The organism is Galactobacter sp., from assembly GCF_022712295.1.
GTDB lineage: Bacteria > Actinomycetota > Actinomycetes > Actinomycetales > Micrococcaceae > Galactobacter.
The window spans coordinates 1-20,941 of the sequence record NZ_JALAGT010000002.1; the positions used below are offsets into that span (position 1 = coordinate 1).

A 20,941-nucleotide genomic window follows, 5' to 3' on the forward strand; every position below is an offset into this window, starting at 1 on the left:
CCCGAACGCACCACGTACGCCTTCGCGGACGCACTCAACTTCCTCAAGCGGACCCTCTCCGCCTGAAAACACCACCTTCACAGCCATCAAACGCAGGAGAAACCCCATGCACGCACCCCAGGGCCTCGACCTCGAGGCGATGCACGCCGCTGCGCCCCTCATCAACGAGCTCCCCGGCGAGCCCCTCCCCTACTACGTCGCCAACGGTGAAGGCATCCGCCGCGAGGTGGACGGCCAGCTCTACACGATCATCGCCCGCGGTTCCGACACCGGCGGCATCTTCGACGCGGCGTGGGTCCTGGCCCCGCGCGGTGCTCTGACCCCCTGGCACCGCCTCCCCGAGCACCAGCGCTCCTACTATGTGGCCGACGGTTCCGTTCAGGTCTGGCTGCCCGAGGGCACCCATGTGGTCACCGCGGGCGGCTCCGTGCACGTGCCCCAGGGCACCCCGTTCGCCTACCGCGCGCTGTCGCACATGACCAAGTTGCTGATGTTCTCGGCCGACGCAGGCGCCCTGGACGCCATCCTGGAGAACGGCGAGGCCACCGATGCCCACGTCTACCCGGCCAAGGGCGGCACCGGCCGCCTGGTTCTGCCTGCCGGCGTGAGCGCCGAGGAACTGGCGCTACCGGACGATGCCATCGGCGGTGGCCTGGCGCCCCTGGCAGACACTCGCGAGTTCGACGAACTTCCGGAGGGCACTGAGGCCTACATCCTCAACTCCGGCCACGGCGACAACCGCGCCTGGCCCGAGACCATCAACTCCTACGTGGCGCGCCCGCGGAACACGGACCGCCGCTACTTCATGGTGGATTCCCTGGGCGGCCAGCAGCCCTACATCATCCGCCACTTCCACTCCCTGCACACGGAGAACTTCATCTGCCTCTCCGGCCGCATCTGGATCCACGCCAACGGCCAGGAGGTGTTGCTGACCGAGGGCGACTTCCTGCACGCCCCCGCCGGCACCATCCACTCCTTCTGCATGGCCACGCACAACACGCGCATGCTGGGCCTGCTCACCGGAGACATCTTCGAGCCGTTCTTCGACGTCACCTCGCAGCCGGCCAACGGCGACCTGGTCTACACCGAGGGCCTCATCGACCCGGCCACCATCCCGGCCGCCATGATGGCGCACCCGGAGCTGGATGTGACCGTGGTGGGCCCACCGCCTGCACGGGAGCGCGCACTGGGCATCTGACGCCCCAACCGGCCGTAGGCCGGTCCTATGCCCGACGCCGGGTGGTCCCGTTTCGCACGAATCGGGACCACCCGTCGTCGGGCATTGCGCACCTGCGGTGGCAGGATGGGGCCCATGGCCACCGTCCACCAGCTGCGCTGCTTCCTCGCCGTGGCCCGCGAGCGTCATTTCACGCGTGCTGCGGAGACCCTCGGAGTCTCCCCGTCCTCGCTGTCGGAGACCGTGGCGACGCTGGAGAAGCTCGTGGGGCGGCGCCTCCTGGAACGCAGCCCACGCTCGGTCACGCTGACCGACGCCGGGGCGGAGCTGCTGCCGCTTGCCTCCCGCACCGTGAACAGCATGGATCGCGTTGAGGACTGGATCCGTGGCGGCAGCACTCCCACGTTGAAGGTGGGGGTCTCCGTTCCGAGCGAAGAGGTGGACACCGCGCTGCGTCTGGCCGCCGAGCGTTTCCCGCAGGTGCACTGGAGTCCACAGCGCGTGGGCCTTGGCGACTGGGCTGGGCTCGTGGCCGGGGGGCGGCTGGACTGCGCCTTCGTCGCGGAACCCGATGTCCCGGCCGCCTCAGAACTGGAGGCCGAGGCGTACGGCACGGAAGAGGCCGTCTTGCTGGTGGCCTCGGGGCACCCGTTGGCCGCACGGACCGAGGGAGTCCGCCTGGCCGAGCTGGGCGACGAGACCTTCGTGACCACCACCGACAACGACGGGGCCCGACGCTGGCTCGCCCCGATCGAAGCCGCCTTGGGCAGGCATCCGTACACGCTTCGCTCGGCCCGCAGCTTCGAGGAGGTCGTGGAGACCGTGCGGGTGGGACAGGCCGTGAACCTGGCAGGCACCGCCATCCGGGAGAACGTGGTGCCGCGCGGACTCGCATTCATCCCGCTGCTGGACGCGCCCAAGATCGTGCACCGACTCTATTGGCGAGTGGGGGAACGTTCACCGTTGATCGCCGGCCTGCTGGAGATCGCGCAGGACTCCGCTCGATGAGTGCTCCTCGAGACCCTGCGTGGCAGGGCGAGGTCGCGGCCGGCCGGCGCACCGTTCTCCCGGCGATTCTGGCGGTGGTGCCCCTGGGTCTGGCGCTCGGCGTGCTCGTGGTGCAGTCCGGGCTGCACTGGTGGTGGGCACCGGTCCTCGCCGCGGTGGTCTTCGCCGGCTCCATGGAGTTCTTGCTGGTGGGGTTGCTGGCGGCCGCCGCACCACTGTGCCAGATCGCGTTGAGCACCTTGCTGGTCAACTTCCGCCACGTGTTCTATGCCCTCACGTTCCCGCTTCAGCAGGTCAAGGGGCGCTGGTGGAAGGCCTACAGCACCTTCGCCCTGACGGATGAGTCCTACGCGCTGACCGCGAACCCTGCCTCCTCCGGCTGGTCACGAACGCGGATCATCACGATCCAGGCCGGCTTCCACCTTGGCTGGGTCACCGCGGTAACGGTGGGTGCGGCTCTCGGCACGTTGATCCCGCCTCAGGTGGTTGGCCTCGACTTCGCCGTGACCGCGTTGTTCCTGGTGCTGGGAATGGAGGCGTACAAGGTCAAGCGATCCCTCCCCGCTCCTGCGCTGGCGCTGGGGTGCGCGCTGGTGGCCGCGTTGATCTCGCGGCAGAACATGCTGCTCATCGCCTTCGCCCTGTTCATCGTGGCTCTGGTGGTCTCCTACTGGGTCCGCGACAGGAGGGAGAATGCCTGACTGGCTATATGTCCTTTGTGGCATTCTTGTGTCGGCCGGCATCACCTGGGCCCTTCGCGCGGCACCATTCGCCGCGCTGGCGCCCCTGCGCAAGAGCAAGCTGCTTGAGTACCTCGGTGAGCACATGCCCGTCGGCATCATGTTCATCCTGGCCTTCTACACGTTGAAGGACACCGACGTCACCAGTCTGGGCGCAGCCGGGCCCGTCTGCCTTGCTCTGGCCGTGACGGTTGCGCTTCACCTCTGGCGGGGCAACATGATGCTGAGCATTTTCGGCGGGACGGGCGTGTACGTGGTGTTGGCATCGGTCATCGCCGCCTGAGCGACGTCGGGGGTGCTTTGCCGATGTGATCCGAGGCCCTGCGACACGGAATGGGCCCGCCGGAATGGACATGCACGGTCAAACGGCGGCGAACCCGAAAAGCCGGCATTCTGCTCTTCATCTCCTCGATTCTCAAGGGGGATGCATTCTGCCTCCACGGCTACTACGTTGGCTGGATCGAACGCAGTACACCCGAGCAAACCAGCAGGAGTGAGACATGAGTTCACGCATCCCCTCGGCTTCGGCCTCAGCAGCTGCAGTCCGCCCCCAGGATCCCCGGAGCGCACATCCACGGATCAGCCCACCTGAGCAGATCCAGAACGAGCCAGGCAGTGACCGCGATCTCGAGCCGCAAGCGGACCGCGGTGAGGACCTTCGTCAGGGCCTCGGCCGCCTCCAGGGCCGGAAGGCCTTGATCACCGGCGCGGATTCCGGCATCGGCGCCGCCGTGGCCCTGGCCTTCGCCAGGGAAGGCGCCCAGGTGGCGCTGGCACATCTGCCCGAGGAGGCCGAGGACGCCTCCGACATCAAGGACATCATCGAATCCGATGGCGGAACCGTCCACCTGCTCCCCGGGGATCTGACGGATCGTGAATACTGTCGCGACCTCGTCCCCCGTGCCGTGGAACTACTGGGCGGCCTCGACATCCTCGTCAACAACGCGGGGAGGCAGATCTCGCTCGACGACATCGCCCAACTCGAGGACGACCAGGTGGAGCACACGTTCCACGCCAATATCCTGGCCATGTTCACCCTCTGTCGAGAGGCCACGGCCCACCTGGAACCCGGCGGCTGCATCATCAACACCACCTCCATCCAGGCATATTCCCCCTCGGCACACCTGCTGGACTACGCCTCGACCAAGGCCGCGATCAACAACTTCTCCAAGGGTCTGGCGCAGCAGCTGGGGCCCAAGGGCATCCGCGTCAACGCAGTGGCCCCCGGCCCCATCTGGACTCCTCTGCAGCCTTCCCACGGGCAGCCCCAGGAGGCACTCCCGGAGTTCGGCAAGAACACGTGGCTCGGCAGGGCGGGCCAGCCAGTCGAGGTGGCTCCGGCCTACGTCTTCCTGGCCTCGGACGAAGCCACCTACATCACGGGCTCCACGATCCACGTCAACGGCGGCCAAACCTCACCGTGACCCTTCCGAACAGCGACAGGTAGTTCGAATCCGGTAATTGTGAAGGGAAGTGCGTCATGACCAGAGAACTCAAGACCATCGAGACCGACGTCCCGGCACGCCTGGACCGCCTGCCGTGGGCACGGTGGCACTGGAGGGTGCTGATCGGCCTGGGCACCGTCTGGATCCTGGACGGTCTCGAGGTCACCGTGGTCGGCAACATCACCACCCGGCTGACCGAGTCCGGCAGCGGTATCGACATCACACAGACCGAGGTCTCCGGCACCGCAGCGGCCCTGTACGTGCTCGGCGCATGTATAGGTGCCCTGGTGTTCGGCCACCTGACGGACCGCCTGGGCCGCAAGAAGCTGTTCATGATCACACTCGCCGTGTACCTGGGCGCCACCGCACTGACCGGGCTGACCACCGAGGCCTGGATGTTCTTCGCCCTCCGCTTCATCACCGGTGCGGGGATCGGAGGGGAGTATGCCGCCATCAACTCGGCCGTGGACGAGCTCATCCCGGCCAAGTACCGCGGACGGGTCGACATCGTCATCAACGGCACCTACTGGCTCGGTGCCGTTGGTGGCTCGCTGCTCTCGCTCGTGGCCCTGAATGAGAACCTGTTCCCCGGAGACGTCGGCTGGAGGCTGACCTTCGCCCTCGGGCTGGTCCTTGGCCTGCTGATCCTGTTGGTGAGACGGACCATTCCCGAGAGTCCTCGTTGGTTGTTCATCCACGGGCACGAGGACCAGGCCGATCAAGTGGTCAAGGAGATCGAGGAGAAGGTCAGCAGAGAGAGCGGGAAGGAACTGACGGAGGTCTCCTCCAAGATCAAGATCAAGCAACGCCACGCGATCGGCTTCGGGGAAATCGCCCGCACCATCTTCACCACCTACCCCAAGCGGGCCACGCTCGGTTTCGCCCTGTTCATCGGCCAGGCATTCCTCTACAACGCGATCACGTTCGGCTACGCCACGATCCTGTCCACGTTCTTCGGAGTGGCATCGGGTCAAACCGGCTACTACTACGCAGTCATCGCCGCGTTCAATTTCCTGGGGCCGCTGTTGCTGTCCCCGTTGTTCGACACGTGGGGGCGCAAGCCCATGATCTCGGGGACCTACATCCTCTCCGGTTGCCTCCTCCTAGCCACGGCTGCCCTGTTCAATGCGGGCGCGCTGACCGCCGTCACGATGACGGCGTGTTGGGCCGCGGTCCTCTTCTTCGCCTCCACGGGTGCCAGTTCCGCTTACCTGACCGTCTCCGAGGTGTTCCCGATGGAAACCCGGGCGCTGGCGATCGCCTTCTTCTACGCACTCGGAACCGCTGCCGGCGGTATCAGCGGCCCGCTGCTGTTCTCCAAGATGGTGGAGACCGGGCATACGGGAGACACCGCCCTGGCTTTCATCATCGGAGCGGTGTTGATGATCGCGGCCGGTGGTATCGCGTTGCTCTTCGGCGTGAAGGCCGAGCGGAAGTCCCTCGAGGACGTGGCGGCTCCGCTGACGCAGGAGAAACCCACCGTCTGAGCGAAAGGTGGGTCAGGCGCGCTTGCCCACCACGTCCCAGACGTGGTGCTCCACGTCGTGGCCCATGTACTGCCACAACGTGAAGACCGTGAACGGGGCCCCGTCTCCACGACGACCGGTACGCTCCAGCTGTTCCGGGGTCAGGGCGTCGAGGAAGGCCTCCGTCTCCTCCGCGGCCCTTCGCAGATCTTGGGCCAGTGCCTGAGGATCCGTGGCCCAGTCGCGCCGCACCACGTTGGCGCCGTCACCGTCCCAGTTGAAGAATTCCGGGTCGTGACGCTGCACCATCATCGACGCGCGGATCCGCAGCAACCGGATCATGTCCCGAACGTGGGAACCGTACTCCAGCGCGGACCAGGTGTGGTCGTCGGGCCGAGCAGAAGACGCGGTGGCAGTGACCAGGTCGGGCCATACGGCCACATTCCTGTCCCAGGCCTCACGCAGCGAATCGACATCCGGCCACTGATTCCAGCCGCACTCCGGGCAACCGGTGTTCAGGACGAAGGTCCAGTCCCTGGTCTCCGCCGGAACGGGCTCGGGATCGTCGACAGGACGGGGAATCGGGGTGGAGGATACATCGTCGCTCATGACCCAACCCTAGATCAACCTGTGGTTCGGATCACCATCCTTCGCGTCGCATGCGTAGCACCTAGGTGTGTAACATGTGTTTCAAAAGTCCGTGCCCTTGATGCGTCGACGCTCAAGGCTCCGCGGGCTTTCTCGTCGTCTCGGGCCCATCTGGGGTCCACTGCATCCGTCCGTAACCAACCCGGAGGACTCATGGCTGAATTGCTGTACAAGATCGGAAAGTGGTGTGCGCGCCACGGCTGGGCCGTTGTGTGCTCATGGCTCGCCGCGCTCATCATCCTCGGAGGAGCCGTAGGCCTCTCCGGAGTGAAGATGACCGAGGCCATGGACGTGGGTGACACCCCCACCACCAAGGTGGCTTCCCAGGTCGAGAAGCTCATGAAGGAGTCCGACGACTCCGGCAGCGGCACCGATTCGGCGCAGATGGTGGTCTCCACCGACAACGACAAGAAGTTCACGTCGCAGCAGAAGCAGGACATCGCCGACCTCATCGAGGGTGTCAACGACGGCGACGTGGCCACCGCCACGGACCCCTTCGCAACTGACGCGGATCTGGCCAAGCAGAAGCAGAAGCTCAAGGATGGCCAGAAGGAACTCGACAACGGTAAGACCAAGCTCGAGGACGGCCAGAAGCAACTGGACGCCGCTCAGAAGAAGCTGGACGCTGCCAAGAAGCAGCTCTCCGAGCAACAGCAGCAGCTGGATCAGGCCAAGGAAGCCGCCAAGGCTCAGGGCGCCACTGATGCCATCATCGAGCAGCAGTTCGGAGCCGCTCAGGCAAAGCTCGACGCCGGATCCAAGGAGCTGGAGTCCAACCAGAAGAAGCTGGATCAGAATCAGACCAAGCTGACCAAGAACTCCAAGAAGCTCGAGGACAGCCAGACCGAGCTGACGAACGGCTCCAAGCTGATGAAGCTGGCTGCCGACGTGAACATGGTCTCCGATGACGGCACCACCGCGGTCATCAACTTCACCTTCAACACCTCCACCGGCGTCGTCGAGGCCTCCGACCAGGAGGACGTGAAGTCCGCCTTCATGGACAAGGATGCCGACGGAGCCTACTCCCTCGATGCGAAGTCCAAGGTAGCCGGCGTCACCTTCAACTTCTCCGGTTCCCCTGAGGTCGGCTCCATCATCGGCGTCGGCGAGATCGTGGGTGTGGTCGTCGCGGCCGTGGTCCTGTTCATCATGCTCGGAACCTTGATCGGCGCGGGCCTGCCCCTGATCTCCGCCATCATCGGCGTGGGTATCGGCGCGTGCATCGCCATGCTGATCGGCCACATCACCGACATCGCGTCCGTGACCCCGGTGCTCGGCATCATGTTGGGTCTTGCGGTCGGCATCGACTATTCGCTCTTCATCGTCAACCGTCACCGCACCCAGCTCAAGCAGGGCCACGACGTGGTGCACTCCGCGGCCCTGGCCAACGGAACCTCCGGTAACGCGGTGGTCTTCGCCGGCGCCACCGTGGTCATCGCCCTCTTGGCGCTCAACTTCTCCGGCCTGCCTTTCCTCGGGCTCATGGGTACCGTTGGCGCCATCTCCGTGGTGGTCGCCGTCCTCATCGCCATCACGCTGACGCCCGCACTACTCGGCCTGCTCAAGTTCAAGCTGCTCAAGCGCAAGGAACGCAGACAGGCGGAGGCCGCCGACCCGGTGGAATCCCTCAAGGAGAGCACCAACAACGTCAAGGCCTTCCCGCGCTGGGGCGCCGCGGTCGCCACCGTGGCAGGTATCGCGGTGCTCGGCACCTTGGCCCTGCCCGCGTTGGACATGCGCACCAACCTGCCCGACAACGGCTCGGCCGGCCATGACACCAGCGAATACGTGGCCTACCACAAGATTTCCGACAAGTTCGGGGAGGGTCAGAACGCCCAGATGATCATTCTGGCCGATCTGCCGGACGGCCTGAGTGACAATGAGGCGCAGGAAGCGCAGATCGAGATCGGCCAGGAGCTGAAGGACACCAAGTCGGTCTCCGCCGTGGTTCCCGCCGTGGTGTCGAAGGACAACTCCCAGGCCCTGTTCCAGCTGATCCCCGAGAGTGGTCCCACCGCGTCCAGCACGGAGTCCCTGGTTCACACCCTTCGTGACGACTGGCCACTGGCCGACGAGTACAAGATCGGTGTGGCAGGTTCCGCCGCGGCCAACATCGACATGTCGGAGAAGATCGTGGACTCCCTGCCGCTCTACCTGGTGATCGTGGTCGGCCTGTCCCTGCTGATCCTCATCATGGTGTTCCGTTCGCTGCTGGTGCCGCTGATCGCGACCTTGGGCTTCGTGCTTTCCTACCTGGCTGCGCTGGGTTCCGTGGTCGCTGTATACCAGTGGGGTTGGCTGGCCGACTTCTTCGGTGTGGAGACCCCCGGCCCCATCCTGTCCTTCCTGCCCACCATCCTGGTCGGCATCCTCTTCGGCCTCGCCATGGATTACATGTTCTTCCTCGGATCGGGTATGCGTGAGGCCTATGCCCACGGCATGGAGGCACGGAAGGCCGTGGTCCGCGGCGTCCGTGCGGGCCGCAGCGTGGTGATCGCGGCCGCGATCATCATGATCTCCGTGTTCGGTGGCTTCATCTTCTCCGAGATGACCATGATCAAGCCCATTGGCTTCGCGCTGGCCTTCGGCGTTCTGTTGGACGCGTTCGTGGTCCGCCTGGTGCTGATCCCCTCCGTGATGACCCTGTTGGGCAAGTCCGCCTGGTGGCTGCCGAAGTGGCTGGACAGGCTGATCCCGAACGTGGACATCGAGGGCGAGAAGCTCACGCAGCATCACACGCATTCGCGTGAGGAGCTTGCCGCGAGTGGTTCCGCTTCCAGCCCCTCGGCATGACGCAGCGTCCAGATCCTCGGCCGGAGGCGGCCCGCACCGCCCTGGCCGAGGCCATGGTGCGGCTGGTGTCGTACGAGGAACAGTCAGTCAAGGTCGCGGTCTCCGCGCTCTGCGCGGAGGCCGGGGTCTCCCGGCCCACGTTCTACCGACACTTCAAGTCCGTGGACGAGGTCCTGGCGTATGCCATCCAGATGCGTCTGGAATCCTTGACCAGTTCGTTGCCACCGGACGAGGACTTCCACACTGCGGAGCCGCCAGAGGCACTGGTGCAGATCATGACGGAAGTGTGGCGTGAGCGTCCGTTGTACCGTCAGGTGCTGCGCCCGTCCTCGCCGTATGCCACTGCCAAGCAGACGGCCCAGTCCTGGGTCGAGGAAGCACTGGCTGCGGAGTTGGGGGCAGACGTGCGCACCAACACCAGAGCGGTTTTCGCGGCCGGTGGGGTACTGGCCTTCCTGTCGATGCTCGTGGAATCGGATGACCTGAATGACGAGGGCTTGCGCAGCATCGTGGAGGAGTTCTTCTCCATCATGACCACCCTCGCACCCAAGTCGAACTGACCGGTTGCCAACGCCCCAGACCGCTACGAGGCCCCGCCCACACGTCACCCGACGTGGGCGGGGCCTCGTCGCATCCAGCCGGTCAGACGGTGGTCACGAGGTCGGCGAAGTAGGCCCCAGGCCCGGTCAGTTGCTCCACGGTCTGCTTGAGGATCTCCCGCATGGACTCCGACGCCGGATCCAGCGCTGTCCCGGCGCGTACCGTCACCCCGACGGTACGGGTCAGGGAGGGCTCCACGAGCCGTGAGGCACGCAGCCCGGGCCGCCCCAACAGGATCGTGGCCGGAACCACGGCCACGCCGAGACCGCGCTCAACGAAGCGCAGTGCGGCATCCATCTCCGTCCCCTCCACCGCGATGGTGGGGGTCAGCCCGGCCTGGTGGAAGGCCATGTCGGTGGCCCTGCGCAAGTCGTAGTTACGGTTGAAGGCCACCTGCGGCGTCTCCGCCAGCTGCGCCAGGGTCATGGTCTCCGGAATCTCGACGGCCTTGTGCCCGACGGCGGGTTCCGGACCTACGCCGTCAGCGGACTCGTCACGCGCCTGCGGCGCGACGACAGCGGGAGCCGAGCCCACGGCGTCGGGCATGGCACTGGCCACCACGAGTTCCTCTCGGAACAGGTGCTCGGAGATGACGGCGGGGCCCACCGGTCCGCGATCCACTGTGAGCGCCAAGTCCAGACGCCCCTCGGAGAGGCCCTCCGCCAGGGCGCGCGAGCCGGATTCCGTGACCTCGATGGCGACGCCGGGGAAGCGGGCGCGAAAGGCGGCCAGGACCTCGGCGAGGACCGAGACGCACAGCGTGGGCGGGGCACCGATACGCACGCGGCCGCGTTTGAGGCCGGCCAGGGCCGCCATCTCGACGTGAGCCGCCTCGGCATCTGCGAGCATGCGCGTGGCGATGGGCAACAGGGTTTTCCCGGCCAGCGTCGGGGTGGCGCCCGCGCGGCTGCGCTGGAAGAGCACGGCCCCTAGTTCTGCCTCCAGCGAGCCGATCTGACGTGAGAGCGAGGGCTGAGTGACGAAGAGCTCCTCGGCTGCCGCCGTGAAGGTACCCGTTCTGGCCACCGCTTCGAACGCCTGTAACTGGACCAAGTTCATACCTCCCATCCTATCCATACGGCAGGCGCATGTTGTCTAGGTGAATAAATCATTAGACGCATGAAGGTTGGCCTTCCTAAGTTTGTCCTCATGAGCAACAACGAACGCGTCCTCACGACCTCCGTCCTGGTCATCGGCACCGGCGGAGCCGGCCTACGGGCCTCCATCGAACTCGCCGAACGCGGAGTCCAGGTCCTGGCGGTTGGCAAGCGTCGCAAGCACGATGCCCACACGACCCTCGCAGCAGGAGGAATCAACGCAGCCCTGGCCACCATGGACCCCGAGGACTCCTGGCAGCAGCACGCCGCGGACACCCTGCGCGAGTCCTACTACCTTGCCGACCCGGCCATCGTGGAGACCGTCACTCAGAACGCTGCCCGCGGCATCGAGGACCTGGAACGCTGGGGCATGCCGTTTGCCCGTGAGGCCGACGGGCGGATCTCGCAGCGCTTCTTCGGCGCCCACAAGTACCGCCGCACCTGCTACGCCGGCGACTACACGGGTCTGGAGATCCAGCGCACGCTGGTGCGTCGCGCCGCCGAACTGGACGTACCGATCATCGACACCGTCTACATCACCCGACTGCTGGTCGCCGACGGCACCGTTTTCGGCGCCTACGGCTTCGACGTCGTCACCGGAGACAAGGTCCGCATCGACGCGGACGCCGTGATCATGGCGGCCGGCGGTCACACCCGCATCTGGCGCTACACCTCCTCTCGCCGCGACGAGAACACCGGCGACTCGTTCCGCCTGGCAGCGCTGGCCGGCGCCCGCATCCGGGACGCCGAACTGGTCCAGTTCCATCCCTCCGGACTGCTCGAGCCCGACGACGCCGCAGGCACCCTGGTCTCCGAGGCCGCCCGTGGTGAGGGCGGCATCCTGCGCAACTCCCTGGGCGAGCGCTTCATGGAACGCTACGACCCCGAGCGCATGGAACTCTCCACCCGTGACCGTGTGGCCCTGGCCAACTACACGGAGATCGCGGAGGGCCGCGGCACCGAGCACGGCGGGGTGTACCTGGACGTCTCGCATCTGCCGCGCGAGGTCATCCTCGAGAAGTTGCCGCGCATCTACCGCACGCTGATCGACCTGCAGATGCTGGACATCACCGAGTCCCCCATCGAGATCGCCCCCACCGCTCACTACTCCATGGGCGGTGTGTGGGTCCGCGCCCACGATCACGGCACGGGCGTTGACGGCCTCTACGCCATCGGCGAGGCCTCCTCCGGCCTTCACGGCGCCAACCGGCTCGGCGGCAACTCGTTGATCGAGCTGCTGGTCTACGGACGCATCACCGGTGGCGAGGCCGCCCGTTTCGCCTCCGAGCGCACCGACGTGCACCGCTCGCCCGAGGCCATCGCGGAGGCCCGCGCCGAGATCGACGCACTGTTGATGGACGACGGATTCGAGGTGCCTCGCCGCCTGCAGCGCGAGGTCCGCAACGTCATGACCGAGCATGCAGGTGTGGTGCGCTCCGAGGCAGGCCTGCGCGCCGGGCTTGAGAAGCTCTCCGTGCTGGAGGAGCGAGCCGAGCACGTCACGGCGCACCCCGACATCGCAGGCTTCGACGACCTGGCGCACGCCTTCGATCTGAAGGGCTCCCTCTTGGCCGCCCGCGCCACCCTGGAATGTGCACTGGAGCGCAAGGAGACCCGCGGCTGCCACAACCGCTCCGACTTCCCGGAGCAGGACCCGGCCTTGAAGGGCAACTTCCTGTGGTCCCCCACCGGTGGCGTCGAGTTCGAGCCGCTGCCCGAGGCCCCCGAGTCCTTCCGCGACCTGGCCGAGGAACACCTGGACGATTCCCCGAAGGGCAAGCTCGTGGAGTGACCCTCCTCCGGTGAGCGGTCTCGCGCCTCCGGCCCGTCCGACCTCGTGGATTCCGCGCGATTGGATGGGCCGGGGGCACCTTTCTTGTCGAGTCACATGTGGAAGCGCTTGGTCAGCTCCGCCCACATGGTCCTGCCGCTCGTGGTGGGCAGCGACAGCAGGACGGTGCCACTACCGCAGGCGCTGATCACGCCTGCCCACGGATTGGTGGACCAACCGAAGATCACGAAGAGGACGGGGGTAACTCCCAGCACGGACACCGCCCCCGTGTAGAGGATGTGGTCCCCGGTCTCCATACGCATGATCCGCACGGTGATCAGGACCGCTATCGCGGCCCCTGCACACACGATCGGCACGGCGTACGTCAACGACCAACGGTGCCAACCGGTCAGGAAGTCCCAGTAGGCGCACGCACCGGACACCAGCACGGTGAGATACAGCGCGGCCTTGGCGACATTGCGTCGTTTGTGCACGGCGGTCATGACCAACAGCCACATGCAGGTCAGACCCAACCACACCGAACGAAACCAGCCGACGGACTGGTGATCCCCGAGCAGCAGCAGTTGCGCGGCAAGGGACGCCGCAATGACAATCAGGGAACCCGCGAGCAGGGCTCGAGTCAGCAGTCGCCGCGTGAACCTGATCGGCGCTCTGGGCCAGGGATCCGCAGCGGCCTCCGGTACGGGCGCTGTCGGATCAGAAGTCGAAGGCCGCAGCGAATCAGGAACGGACAGGGCCGTGTGGCACAGGGGGCACTTGGACCAGTCGCCGACGACGTCCACGTCGCAGGCACCGCAGTGGTTCATCGCTGCACCCCTCCGAGGTCGTTCTCGGTCACGGCCGTTGCCGCCACCCGCACGGCAACATCCTGTTCGCGGAAGAAGCGTGCGGCCTCACGCACATGCGGCACTTCCACGAAGGGCGAGGTGAAGCTCAGGGTCAGGTATCCGGCATGAGACATCACGGACAATTGCGGACGGATGGCGGAGACACTGAGAGACATCGACTTCACACGCTCCTCGGCACCCGCGGGCAACGTCACCCGCCCCAGATTGGAGATGGCCACAGTGATGCCTCGATTGTTGACCCTGTTGATGGCGCTGAGCACCACGTCCTTGATGGCCCGGGGAACGATCCTCAAGCCCAGCATGCGCTCGAATCGGGCGAAACGACGCATCTTGATCTCCAGCGCCTCCGGCGTGATCTGCGGCCGGAACTGCGCTTCCAACCCTCGCGCCACCGATCCGACGTCGTCGGGCCCCTGGCCATAGGTGTGCTGCAGCGTCACCGCCGCGAAGAAGTTCCGGGCTGACGTGGAGGGAAAGAGCGCCCTCAAGTTCACCGGCACGCTGACGGCCAGCGTCCGGGCCGCTCCCAGCCCCGTGGTTCCTCCGGCGGCCGAACGGACCGAGTCGAAGAACACCGCCACCAGATACATCGTCAGGGACACGCCCTCGGCCCGGGCCAGCTGGAGCACCTCAGCGGCCGGCAGGGTCAGCTCCACCAGGTGCGTGCGCAGGTCCGGTGTGTACGTTCCCTTCACCCGATGAACCCTCGCTCCACGCCGGCTCGTCGCCAGCACAGAGGACGTGGCCTGCACCTCGGTGTCTGCCTTCCGCTCCGATGAGCGTTCCCGCCTCTTCTGCCTCCGGAAGTAGTGGGAGAAGCTGTCACGGCTCAGACTGTGCAATTCCGGTCGTCGTGACTCCGGACCCGGCTGGGCCCCGGCCGTCGGATCCAGCAGAGCTGCGTACTCGTCCAAGAGGTCTTGGAAGAACCACAGCGCGCCGGTGCCGTCGGAGAGCGCATGGAAGACCTCGAGGCTGACCCTGTGGCGGAAGTGAACCACACGGAACAGGAGGCCGGGCTGGTCCGGCTTGTACAACGCTGCGCAGACGGGCAGGGCGTCCGGCTCCACCCGCGGACGCAATTCACTGCTCTGGAGGTGGTACCAGAAGAGTCCCTTCCTCACCACCGAGGAGTACAGGGGATACCGTTGAAACGTCGTGTCCAGAGCCTGCTGCAGCAGGACAGCATCCACGTCCGTGTTCAGGTCCGCGCTGAGTCGGAAGACCTTGGAGTCCACGGAGTTCCGCGCGGCCAGGAAGATGTTGGACGCGTTGTCCAGCCGCTCCCAGCCGTGTTCACTGGGGTGCCCGCCCCATCTCATTCGCCGGCCTCGGGTGTTGACGGCCCCTCATCCACGCGCACCCCGCCAAGGAAGGCGTTCATGAGTCGGTAGGCCTGCCGTACGGGACGTGAGTAGCGCGGCATGGTGAGGAATCCGTGGAAGGCCTCCGGCATCCGGTGGACGCTGACCCTGTTGCCGGCCGCCCGGAGTCCTTCCGCGTAGGCCTCCCCCTCATCCCTCAGGAGGTCGAGTTCGGCGGTGATCAGCAGAGTCTCCGGCTGGTCGGAGAGATCTTCCGCCTTCAACGGCGCCACGAGCGGATGGATGCGCCATTTCGGGTCGGGAACGTAGAGGTTCAGATACTGCTGAACCTCCAGGTTGGTCAGCCGATAGTCCTCCCCATGTTCCCGTACGGATTCGAAGGGCGACGTTGCTGGGTCGTGGTCGAAATGCGCCACGGGGTAGAACAGAATCTGCTGGTCGGCGGGTTCTTCACCTTGTTCACGCAGGAGAAGGGACACGGCTGCGACAAGATTCCCGCCGGCGGAGTCCCCCACCAGCACCACCTTGTCCGCGGGGCCGCCCAACCGTTGTGGCTCCTGGATCAAAGTGCGCGCCACCTGGTAGCAGTCACGCAGGCCGGCCGGGAAGGGGTGCTCCGGTGCCAGGCGATAGTTCACCGAAGCGACGACGCGACCGGTGGCCTCCGCCATGGCTGTGCAGGCAGGGGTATAGCTATCCGTGTTCCCTGTGACCCAGCCACCACCGTGGAAGAACACCAGCAAGGTCGAGTCCTGAAACTTGCGGGGCCGGAACACCCGGATCAGGATCTCCGGATCCTGTTCCAGCCCGGGGAGCCGGTGATCCTCCCATGACTTGCCGGGCCGGGTGCGCGCAGCTGCCAGCTTCTGCTGAAAGCGACGAACCAACTCATAGTCCTTGGCCATGTCCAGGCGTGGCGCCGAGAACGGCGCGACGATCTTCTTGATCAGCCATTGTTTGGGTGAGCGACGACGCCCCGGATCAGACCGCTGCATCCGCCAACACTACGCGGTCACCGACTACATGGTGAACGGCCCGGCTCCGGGACCGCCCGCCTCAGGCGGTGAAGATCAGGGACACGTTCTGGCCGCCGAAGCCGAAGGAGTTGGACAGCACCGGGCCGCCCACCTTCCGGGCCGTCCCCCTGACCACGTCCAGCCCGCAGGCGGGATCATCAGCGGCGAGGTGATGCGTGGGAGGAACCAGCCCGGTCTCCACCTGTTTCACGGAGGCGATGGCCTCCACCGCACCGGCCGCACCGACCAGGTGCCCGGTGGCGCCCTTCACCGCGGTGACGGCAACGTGGTCCGCGAGGCCGGTGCGGGTCAGCGCCAGGGCCTCGGAGTCGTCGCCCACCGACGTACCCGTGGCGTGAGCGTTCACCTGCGTGATGTCGGCGGCCGTCAGCCCGGCTTTACGCAGAGCGCGTTCGATGGCGCGGGACTGTCCGCCGGCCTCCGGGTCGGAAGCCGTGATGTGATGGGCATCCGACGTGACACCCCAACCTGCCAGACGCGCATGGACTCGTGCCCCACGCGCCGCGGCGTGCTCCTCCGATTCGAGGATCAGGACACCCGCTCCCTCACCCAGGACGAATCCCTTGCGATCCGCGGCGAAGGGACTGGACAGAAGAGTCAGGTCCTCGTCCACGCCTGGCGTGGCCAGCGCCTGCGTCTGGGAGAACCCGGCCACGGTGAGTTGCGCGATGGCGGCCTCGACACCACCGGCGATCACGACGTCCGCCTCACCCGATTCGATCAGTCGCGCACCCATCGCGAGACCCTCGGCCCCTGCGGCGCACGCGGAGACGGGCGTGTAGACACCGGCGCGGGCACCGAACTCGATGCTCACCTGCGCCGACGCCGCGTTGGCCATCAGCTGCGGTACCGTGCGCGGGGAGACCCGGCGGGCGCCCTTGGCATGCAGCTTGGCCTCCTCGTCCAGGAGGGTGCGGAGTCCACCGATACCGGTGCCGATGCTCGTGGCCAGCAGATCCGGTTCCACCTCGGGCTCGCCTGCGTCCTTCCAGGCCTCGCGTGCGGACACCAGTGCCAGCTGCTGCTGACGGTCCAGGCGCTTCGCTGCGGCCTTGCCCATGACCTCACCGAAGTCCACGTTCACGCGTCCCACCGCCTGACGTGGTTGTTCGAAGAGCTCGGGGTCCAGCCGGAGCTCCTCGACGCCGGAACGACCGGTCACGAGCCCCTCCCAGAACTCATCAACATCCGCCCCCAACGGGGTCACGGCTCCATAGCCGGTCACGACGACGCCCAAAACACACTCCACTCAGTTCTTGTACGGGATACAACAATAGTTGTACGACATACAATAGCGTCATGTCCACTCGCCGCGACACCCGTATGACCATTCGCACAGCAGCAGCCGCGTTGGTCATCTCGCATTCCCCGGCAGAGCTGACCGTGAAGCAGGTGGCGCAGGCCGCAGGGGTCTTCCCGAATCAGGTCACGCACCACTTCGGTTCCAAGGATCGGCTCTACGTCGACGCCGCCTTCGCCCGCTTTCTCCGGGATACCTCACGCTTACCCCGCGCGGCGCGCTCGGCCCGCACCCCCGAAGCCTTCGCCACCGCCATCGCACGCACGGCGCTGTCCATGCCCTCACTGACCGCCGTGGTCTCGTCCCTGACGCTGGCCCGCAACAACGAGGAGCTCAAGGGTGTGGTCTCCGGATACCTGCGCCTACTGCTCTCTCGGTCGGAACACTTCCTCGGCGAACACATCGCTTCTCGAGGATGGACGGCGCAGCATGGAGTCCAGAGAGCGGCCAAGACGTTCTGGACCTCGATCTTCGGTACCGCGCTGGTGCACCAGGCCGGCTGGGTGGGCACCTACGAAGACGTGGACATCGCGGCAGGATTGTCACTGCGCGCAGACGGTTAGCAGGCCAACCCCAGTCACGTCGCCACCCTACCGAGGACGCGCGGACCACGCGTCGGCCGCCGGCGTCGGGGTGCCATGCCCCACGGCGCTTGGGCGCCGACCGTCGGGCATCTCATGGCAAGCCCTCAGTTGATGCTGACAAAATGTGGGCACTGACCTCACGGCCGAGCGCGTCATCAGCGCGTTCCGGCCCACTCGAAAGGACTCCCCCAGGTGGACCACCACCCCTCTACGGATCCCGCTCGCTCCGGTGACTCCGAATCCCCGCTATTGGAACCGCGCCGCACGCCAGGCGTGACGCCCAGCGGCGACTACGACTTCTCCAACTACCGCCGCTCCGGGGTCTCCCGCACGCTCGGGGTGTTCATCTTCTCCAGCCGTTGGCTGCAGGCACCCCTGTACATCGGCTTGATCATCGCCCAGTTGATCTACGTGGTCGTCTTCCTGGTGGACCTGTGGCACCTGATCACGGATGTTTACCACAACATCGATCACCTCGATGAGAACTCGATCATGCTTTCCGTTCTGGGCCTGATCGACGTGGTCATGATCGCGAACCTGCTGATCATGGTCATCATGGGGGGCTATCAGATCTTCGTGTCCAAGCTCGGCGTGAACGAGCACCCGGACGAGCCGGACTGGCTACACCACGTCAACGCGAACGTGCTGAAGGTGAAACTCGCCATCAGCATCATCTCGATCTCCTCCATCCACTTGCTGGCCACCTTCATCAAGGCCGGCAACATCGGCAGCGAGGACTCCGCCTACACCTGGGAGGGCGTGATGGCTCAGGTGATCATCCATATGGCCTTCATCGTCTCCGCGGTGGCGCTGCAGTGGATCGACAACAAGTCCCACCACGGGGAGCCCTCCGGCGGCAGGAAGAAGCGCGGCCGCAAGGAGTCCGTGGAGTCTCACTGAGTCCCACTCCCCGCCAGCCGCCTGCACCCGCAGGCTATAAAGCACAACAGATCCCCCAGGCATTCCGTCACTGCCACACCCTCTAAGTATGTGGTGGCGACGGAATCCCTAGGGGATCTGTCCATCGTCGGATTGCCGACCTCAGCCCTTCAACCTCGACCGGTCAGCGTCAGTCCGAAGCGTTGCCCTCGGCCACGTGGGCGCCTTCCTTCTTGGAGGCCTCGGTCGCGGATGCTGCGGCCTTCTTGCGGCCGATCTTGCCGTGGTTGAGCACTGAACCCAGCCACAGGAGCAGGAGGCCGGCCACGGCCCAAATAGCCAGGGTCAACCACTGTCCACCCGTGGAAGCATCCGGGAAGAAGCTGAGGTTCTTCAGTAGGTTCATCACGGTGCCGTTGGGCATGTGCGCACCGATGGTCCCCCATGGGGTGGCCAGGAACTCGGTGGGCATCATGGAGCCGCCCCACGGGTTGGCGAAGAGCATGAAGACGACCACGCCAAGTCCGACACCCGCCATTCCGAGCACCGAGGCCAGGCCGGTAATGCACGCGGCGATGGAGAGCATGCCAAGCGCAATCGCTGCCGCGTCCACCCAGTAGTTGCCCTCCAGCAGGCCGAACCACGTGCCCATGATGAGGGAACCGAGCAGACCCATGGCCAGGGCACCGATGCCGAGCGTCGCGAAGCGCATGTAGCGCTTCTTGACGGCCAGGGTGGCGATCATGGAGCCGGCCACACCACCGATCAGGACGGGAAGCACGGTGAGCATGCCCAACTGAGCGTTTGCGTTGGCGACGACGTCCGTGACCTCGACCTTGGCGTTGGCCTGCAGCGCCTCGACCTGCTTGGCCTGAGCCTCGACCTGAGCCTGCTGGTCCGCCGGAACGTCCTGGCCCGCCTGCTGCGCAGCCGCCAGCTTCTCCTGGGCTTCCTTGACCTTCTGGGCGGCGTCGGCCGCCTGCGCCTCACCCTGCGTGGACATGCCGTTGGCCATCTGCGTGAGCATCTGCGTGACCTGCGCATTGCCGGCGGAGGCCGTCAGCATCTGCTTGGACCCATCGGATCCCACCACGAAGGCTCCGGTGATCTCACGCTCTTCGACGGCCTTTTTGGCTGCGGCCTCATCGGAGTAGGTGGTGATGTCGAAGAGGTCCTTGTCCTGGGACTCGAGCTGCTTGACGACCTGAGCCTGAGTCTTCTCCGGAGCCACGACGCCGAGGTTGATGCCCTTGGGATCGGTGGTGGTCATGGGCCATAGGAACATGATCGCGAAGAAGCAGCCGATGGCGGCGATGGCCACACCGAGGCTGCCGGCCTTGACCCAGTTCTTCTTCTTCTCGTCTGCGGTCAGCGTCGGGTAGGACGCCGGTTCCACAGCCTTCTCTTCTGTACTCATCGGGATCTCCTGATGGGGTTGAATGTGAGGGGATCGGCTTGCGGCCGAACGGTTCGTAGACCACCATAGAACTCAACACCCATTGAGTTCAACGAGCGTTGAGGGGATATTTCATGACCTCCGTCACCAGTGACGGCACATCGTTGCCCGACGGCCCGGCTCCAGCGGGTGCCTCGCGGCACCCTGGCGGCCGGCGAAGCGGGAGCGAATCCACGCGCCAGGCCATCCTGGATGCCGCCATCAAGCTGTTTGCCGAGCACGGCTATGCGGCGTCCTCATTGCGCGCCATCACCTCGGAGGCAGGCGTGGACGTGGCCATGGTCAAGCACTTCTTCGGCGGCAAACAGGGACTCTTCGACGAGGCGATCCTGCGCCACGCCGACCGCATGGAGTCCGCCCTGGAGCTGGACACCGTCCCTACGGATGAGTTCCCCGAACGATTCGCACAGGCCTTCCTGAAGCTGTGGGAGACCGAACCCACCGCATCCACCTTCATCGCCCTGATTCGGTCCGGAATGGAGTCCACTGAGAATCGCGACCATCTGGAGGCCGCGCTGCAGAGCAGGCTGTTCCCGATCATGCAGCGCCTCTTGCGCACTACCGACACGTCCGCGGAGACCGGCGCCCCACCAGCCACCAACACGACTCCCCCACTGCAATTGTTGGGCGGCCATCTCCTCGGGATCGGTATCGCTCGCTACGTGCTTCGGCTGGCTCCCATCGCGGAGCTACCGGCGGAAGCCGTCGCCTCCGACATCGCTGCGACCGTACGCCGCTACCTGCCG

Annotated in this window: 19 protein-coding genes; 12 read left to right on the plus strand and 7 right to left on the minus strand. The window is 65.9% G+C overall.

Annotated features, from left to right (window positions below; translation table 11 throughout):
• The first annotated feature begins 106 nt into the window (after window positions 1–106).
• The 6 genes from Q0A15_RS00055 to Q0A15_RS00080 all read left to right on the plus strand — a co-directional run bounded on the left by Q0A15_RS00055 (window position 107) and on the right by Q0A15_RS00080 (window position 5,857).
• The gene (locus Q0A15_RS00055) at window positions 107–1,198 is read left to right on the plus strand and encodes a cupin domain-containing protein (protein WP_291277492.1); all 1,092 of its coding nucleotides are present in this window, start codon (window positions 107–109) and stop codon (window positions 1,196–1,198) included.
• Between the two features lie 114 nt (window positions 1,199–1,312).
• Window positions 1,313–2,185: a LysR family transcriptional regulator gene (locus tag Q0A15_RS00060; protein ID WP_291277493.1), complete on the plus strand. Its 873-nt coding sequence runs from the start codon at window positions 1,313–1,315 to the stop codon at window positions 2,183–2,185.
• Window positions 2,182–2,886 carry an AzlC family ABC transporter permease gene (locus tag Q0A15_RS00065; protein WP_291277494.1) on the plus strand — a complete coding sequence of 235 codons (705 nt, stop codon included), beginning with the start codon at window positions 2,182–2,184 and terminating at the stop codon, window positions 2,884–2,886. The genes Q0A15_RS00060 and Q0A15_RS00065 overlap by 4 nt, the downstream gene beginning before the upstream one ends.
• Window positions 2,879–3,208 (plus strand): branched-chain amino acid transporter permease, encoded by a 330-nt coding sequence (locus tag Q0A15_RS00070; protein WP_291277495.1) that lies wholly within the window; start codon window positions 2,879–2,881, stop codon window positions 3,206–3,208. The genes Q0A15_RS00065 and Q0A15_RS00070 overlap by 8 nt, the downstream gene beginning before the upstream one ends.
• A 217-nt stretch (window positions 3,209–3,425) precedes the next feature.
• On the plus strand, window positions 3,426–4,349 hold the full coding sequence (locus Q0A15_RS00075) for an SDR family oxidoreductase (RefSeq protein ID WP_291277496.1): 924 nt from the start codon (window positions 3,426–3,428) through the stop codon (window positions 4,347–4,349).
• A 56-nt stretch (window positions 4,350–4,405) separates the two neighbouring features.
• Complete coding sequence (locus Q0A15_RS00080) at window positions 4,406–5,857, plus strand: MFS transporter (protein WP_291277497.1); 1,452 nt, start codon at window positions 4,406–4,408, stop codon at window positions 5,855–5,857.
• 12 nt (window positions 5,858–5,869) lie between these two features.
• On the opposite strand, the gene Q0A15_RS00085 is transcribed toward Q0A15_RS00080, so the two are convergent.
• Window positions 5,870–6,445, minus strand: a complete 576-nt coding sequence (locus Q0A15_RS00085) for a DinB family protein (RefSeq protein WP_291277498.1) — start codon at window positions 6,443–6,445, stop codon at window positions 5,870–5,872.
• A gap of 192 nt (window positions 6,446–6,637) precedes the next feature.
• On the opposite strand from Q0A15_RS00085, the gene Q0A15_RS00090 reads away from it, so the two are divergent.
• Together Q0A15_RS00090 and Q0A15_RS00095 are read left to right on the plus strand one after the other, a co-directional pair.
• On the plus strand, window positions 6,638–9,277 hold the full coding sequence (locus tag Q0A15_RS00090) for an MMPL family transporter (RefSeq protein ID WP_291277499.1): 2,640 nt from the start codon (window positions 6,638–6,640) through the stop codon (window positions 9,275–9,277).
• Window positions 9,274–9,837, plus strand: a complete 564-nt coding sequence (locus Q0A15_RS00095; protein WP_291277500.1) for a TetR/AcrR family transcriptional regulator — start codon at window positions 9,274–9,276, stop codon at window positions 9,835–9,837. Before Q0A15_RS00090 ends, Q0A15_RS00095 begins: the two co-directional genes overlap by 4 nt.
• A gap of 82 nt (window positions 9,838–9,919) precedes the next feature.
• On the opposite strand, the gene Q0A15_RS00100 is transcribed toward Q0A15_RS00095, so the two are convergent.
• A complete protein-coding gene (locus Q0A15_RS00100) occupies window positions 9,920–10,936 on the minus strand; it encodes a LysR family transcriptional regulator (protein ID WP_291277501.1) in 1,017 nt (338 codons plus the stop codon).
• A gap of 90 nt (window positions 10,937–11,026) precedes the next feature.
• On the opposite strand from Q0A15_RS00100, the gene Q0A15_RS00105 reads away from it, so the two are divergent.
• Window positions 11,027–12,766: an FAD-binding protein gene (locus tag Q0A15_RS00105; RefSeq protein ID WP_291277502.1), complete on the plus strand. Its 1,740-nt coding sequence runs from the start codon at window positions 11,027–11,029 to the stop codon at window positions 12,764–12,766.
• Between the two features lie 92 nt (window positions 12,767–12,858).
• Here Q0A15_RS00105 and Q0A15_RS00110 read toward each other — a convergent pair whose 3' ends face one another.
• The 4 genes from Q0A15_RS00110 to Q0A15_RS00125 all read right to left on the minus strand — a co-directional run bounded on the left by Q0A15_RS00110 (window position 12,859) and on the right by Q0A15_RS00125 (window position 17,213).
• Complete coding sequence (locus Q0A15_RS00110; protein WP_291277503.1) at window positions 12,859–13,572, minus strand: DUF6320 domain-containing protein; 714 nt, start codon at window positions 13,570–13,572, stop codon at window positions 12,859–12,861.
• Window positions 13,569–14,936, minus strand: coding sequence for an alcohol acetyltransferase (locus tag Q0A15_RS00115; protein WP_291277504.1), 1,368 nt, complete (start codon window positions 14,934–14,936; stop codon window positions 13,569–13,571). The genes Q0A15_RS00110 and Q0A15_RS00115 overlap by 4 nt, the downstream gene beginning before the upstream one ends.
• Entirely contained in the window at window positions 14,933–15,934 is a 1,002-nt protein-coding gene (locus Q0A15_RS00120) for an alpha/beta hydrolase (protein ID WP_291277505.1), read from the minus strand. Before Q0A15_RS00120 ends, Q0A15_RS00115 begins: the two co-directional genes overlap by 4 nt.
• 61 nt (window positions 15,935–15,995) lie before the next feature.
• The gene (locus Q0A15_RS00125; protein ID WP_291277506.1) at window positions 15,996–17,213 is read right to left on the minus strand and encodes a beta-ketoacyl synthase; all 1,218 of its coding nucleotides are present in this window, start codon (window positions 17,211–17,213) and stop codon (window positions 15,996–15,998) included.
• A 62-nt stretch (window positions 17,214–17,275) separates the two neighbouring features.
• Between Q0A15_RS00125 and Q0A15_RS00130 the strand changes: the two genes are divergently transcribed.
• Both Q0A15_RS00130 and Q0A15_RS00135 read left to right on the plus strand, forming a co-directional pair.
• The gene (locus Q0A15_RS00130; protein WP_291277507.1) at window positions 17,276–17,839 is read left to right on the plus strand and encodes a TetR/AcrR family transcriptional regulator C-terminal domain-containing protein; all 564 of its coding nucleotides are present in this window, start codon (window positions 17,276–17,278) and stop codon (window positions 17,837–17,839) included.
• A 213-nt stretch (window positions 17,840–18,052) separates the two neighbouring features.
• On the plus strand, window positions 18,053–18,760 hold the full coding sequence (locus Q0A15_RS00135) for a TIGR00645 family protein (RefSeq protein ID WP_291277508.1): 708 nt from the start codon (window positions 18,053–18,055) through the stop codon (window positions 18,758–18,760).
• Window positions 18,761–18,929: 169 nt separating this feature from the next.
• On the opposite strand, the gene Q0A15_RS00140 is transcribed toward Q0A15_RS00135, so the two are convergent.
• On the minus strand, window positions 18,930–20,156 hold the full coding sequence (locus Q0A15_RS00140; RefSeq protein WP_291277509.1) for an ABC transporter permease: 1,227 nt from the start codon (window positions 20,154–20,156) through the stop codon (window positions 18,930–18,932).
• A gap of 113 nt (window positions 20,157–20,269) precedes the next feature.
• Between Q0A15_RS00140 and Q0A15_RS00145 the strand changes: the two genes are divergently transcribed.
• Window positions 20,270–20,941, plus strand: a 672-nt coding sequence (locus Q0A15_RS00145; RefSeq protein ID WP_291277510.1) for a TetR family transcriptional regulator, incomplete at its 3' end; no start/stop codon positions are given.

Excerpts from the sequence above, each read along its gene's own strand:
- Q0A15_RS00110 (WP_291277503.1), bottom strand. The coding sequence starts at position 13,572 with ATGAACCACTGCGGTGCCTGCGACGTGGACGTCGTCGGCGACTGGTCC.
- Q0A15_RS00070 (WP_291277495.1), top strand. The coding sequence starts at position 2,879 with ATGCCTGACTGGCTATATGTCCTTTGTGGCATTCTTGTGTCGGCCGGC.
- Q0A15_RS00085 (WP_291277498.1), bottom strand. The coding sequence starts at position 6,445 with ATGAGCGACGATGTATCCTCCACCCCGATTCCCCGTCCTGTCGACGAT.
- Q0A15_RS00055 (WP_291277492.1), top strand. The coding sequence starts at position 107 with ATGCACGCACCCCAGGGCCTCGACCTCGAGGCGATGCACGCCGCTGCG.
- Q0A15_RS00060 (WP_291277493.1), top strand. The coding sequence starts at position 1,313 with ATGGCCACCGTCCACCAGCTGCGCTGCTTCCTCGCCGTGGCCCGCGAG.
- Q0A15_RS00095 (WP_291277500.1), top strand. The coding sequence starts at position 9,274 with ATGACGCAGCGTCCAGATCCTCGGCCGGAGGCGGCCCGCACCGCCCTG.
- Q0A15_RS00105 (WP_291277502.1), top strand. The coding sequence starts at position 11,027 with ATGAGCAACAACGAACGCGTCCTCACGACCTCCGTCCTGGTCATCGGC.
- Q0A15_RS00115 (WP_291277504.1), bottom strand. The coding sequence starts at position 14,936 with ATGAGATGGGGCGGGCACCCCAGTGAACACGGCTGGGAGCGGCTGGAC.
- Q0A15_RS00120 (WP_291277505.1), bottom strand. The coding sequence starts at position 15,934 with ATGCAGCGGTCTGATCCGGGGCGTCGTCGCTCACCCAAACAATGGCTG.
- Q0A15_RS00080 (WP_291277497.1), top strand. The coding sequence starts at position 4,406 with ATGACCAGAGAACTCAAGACCATCGAGACCGACGTCCCGGCACGCCTG.
- Q0A15_RS00100 (WP_291277501.1), bottom strand. The coding sequence starts at position 10,936 with ATGAACTTGGTCCAGTTACAGGCGTTCGAAGCGGTGGCCAGAACGGGT.
- Q0A15_RS00075 (WP_291277496.1), top strand. The coding sequence starts at position 3,426 with ATGAGTTCACGCATCCCCTCGGCTTCGGCCTCAGCAGCTGCAGTCCGC.
- Q0A15_RS00065 (WP_291277494.1), top strand. The coding sequence starts at position 2,182 with ATGAGTGCTCCTCGAGACCCTGCGTGGCAGGGCGAGGTCGCGGCCGGC.
- Q0A15_RS00130 (WP_291277507.1), top strand. The coding sequence starts at position 17,276 with ATGTCCACTCGCCGCGACACCCGTATGACCATTCGCACAGCAGCAGCC.
- Q0A15_RS00140 (WP_291277509.1), bottom strand. The coding sequence starts at position 20,156 with ATGAGTACAGAAGAGAAGGCTGTGGAACCGGCGTCCTACCCGACGCTG.
- Q0A15_RS00090 (WP_291277499.1), top strand. The coding sequence starts at position 6,638 with ATGGCTGAATTGCTGTACAAGATCGGAAAGTGGTGTGCGCGCCACGGC.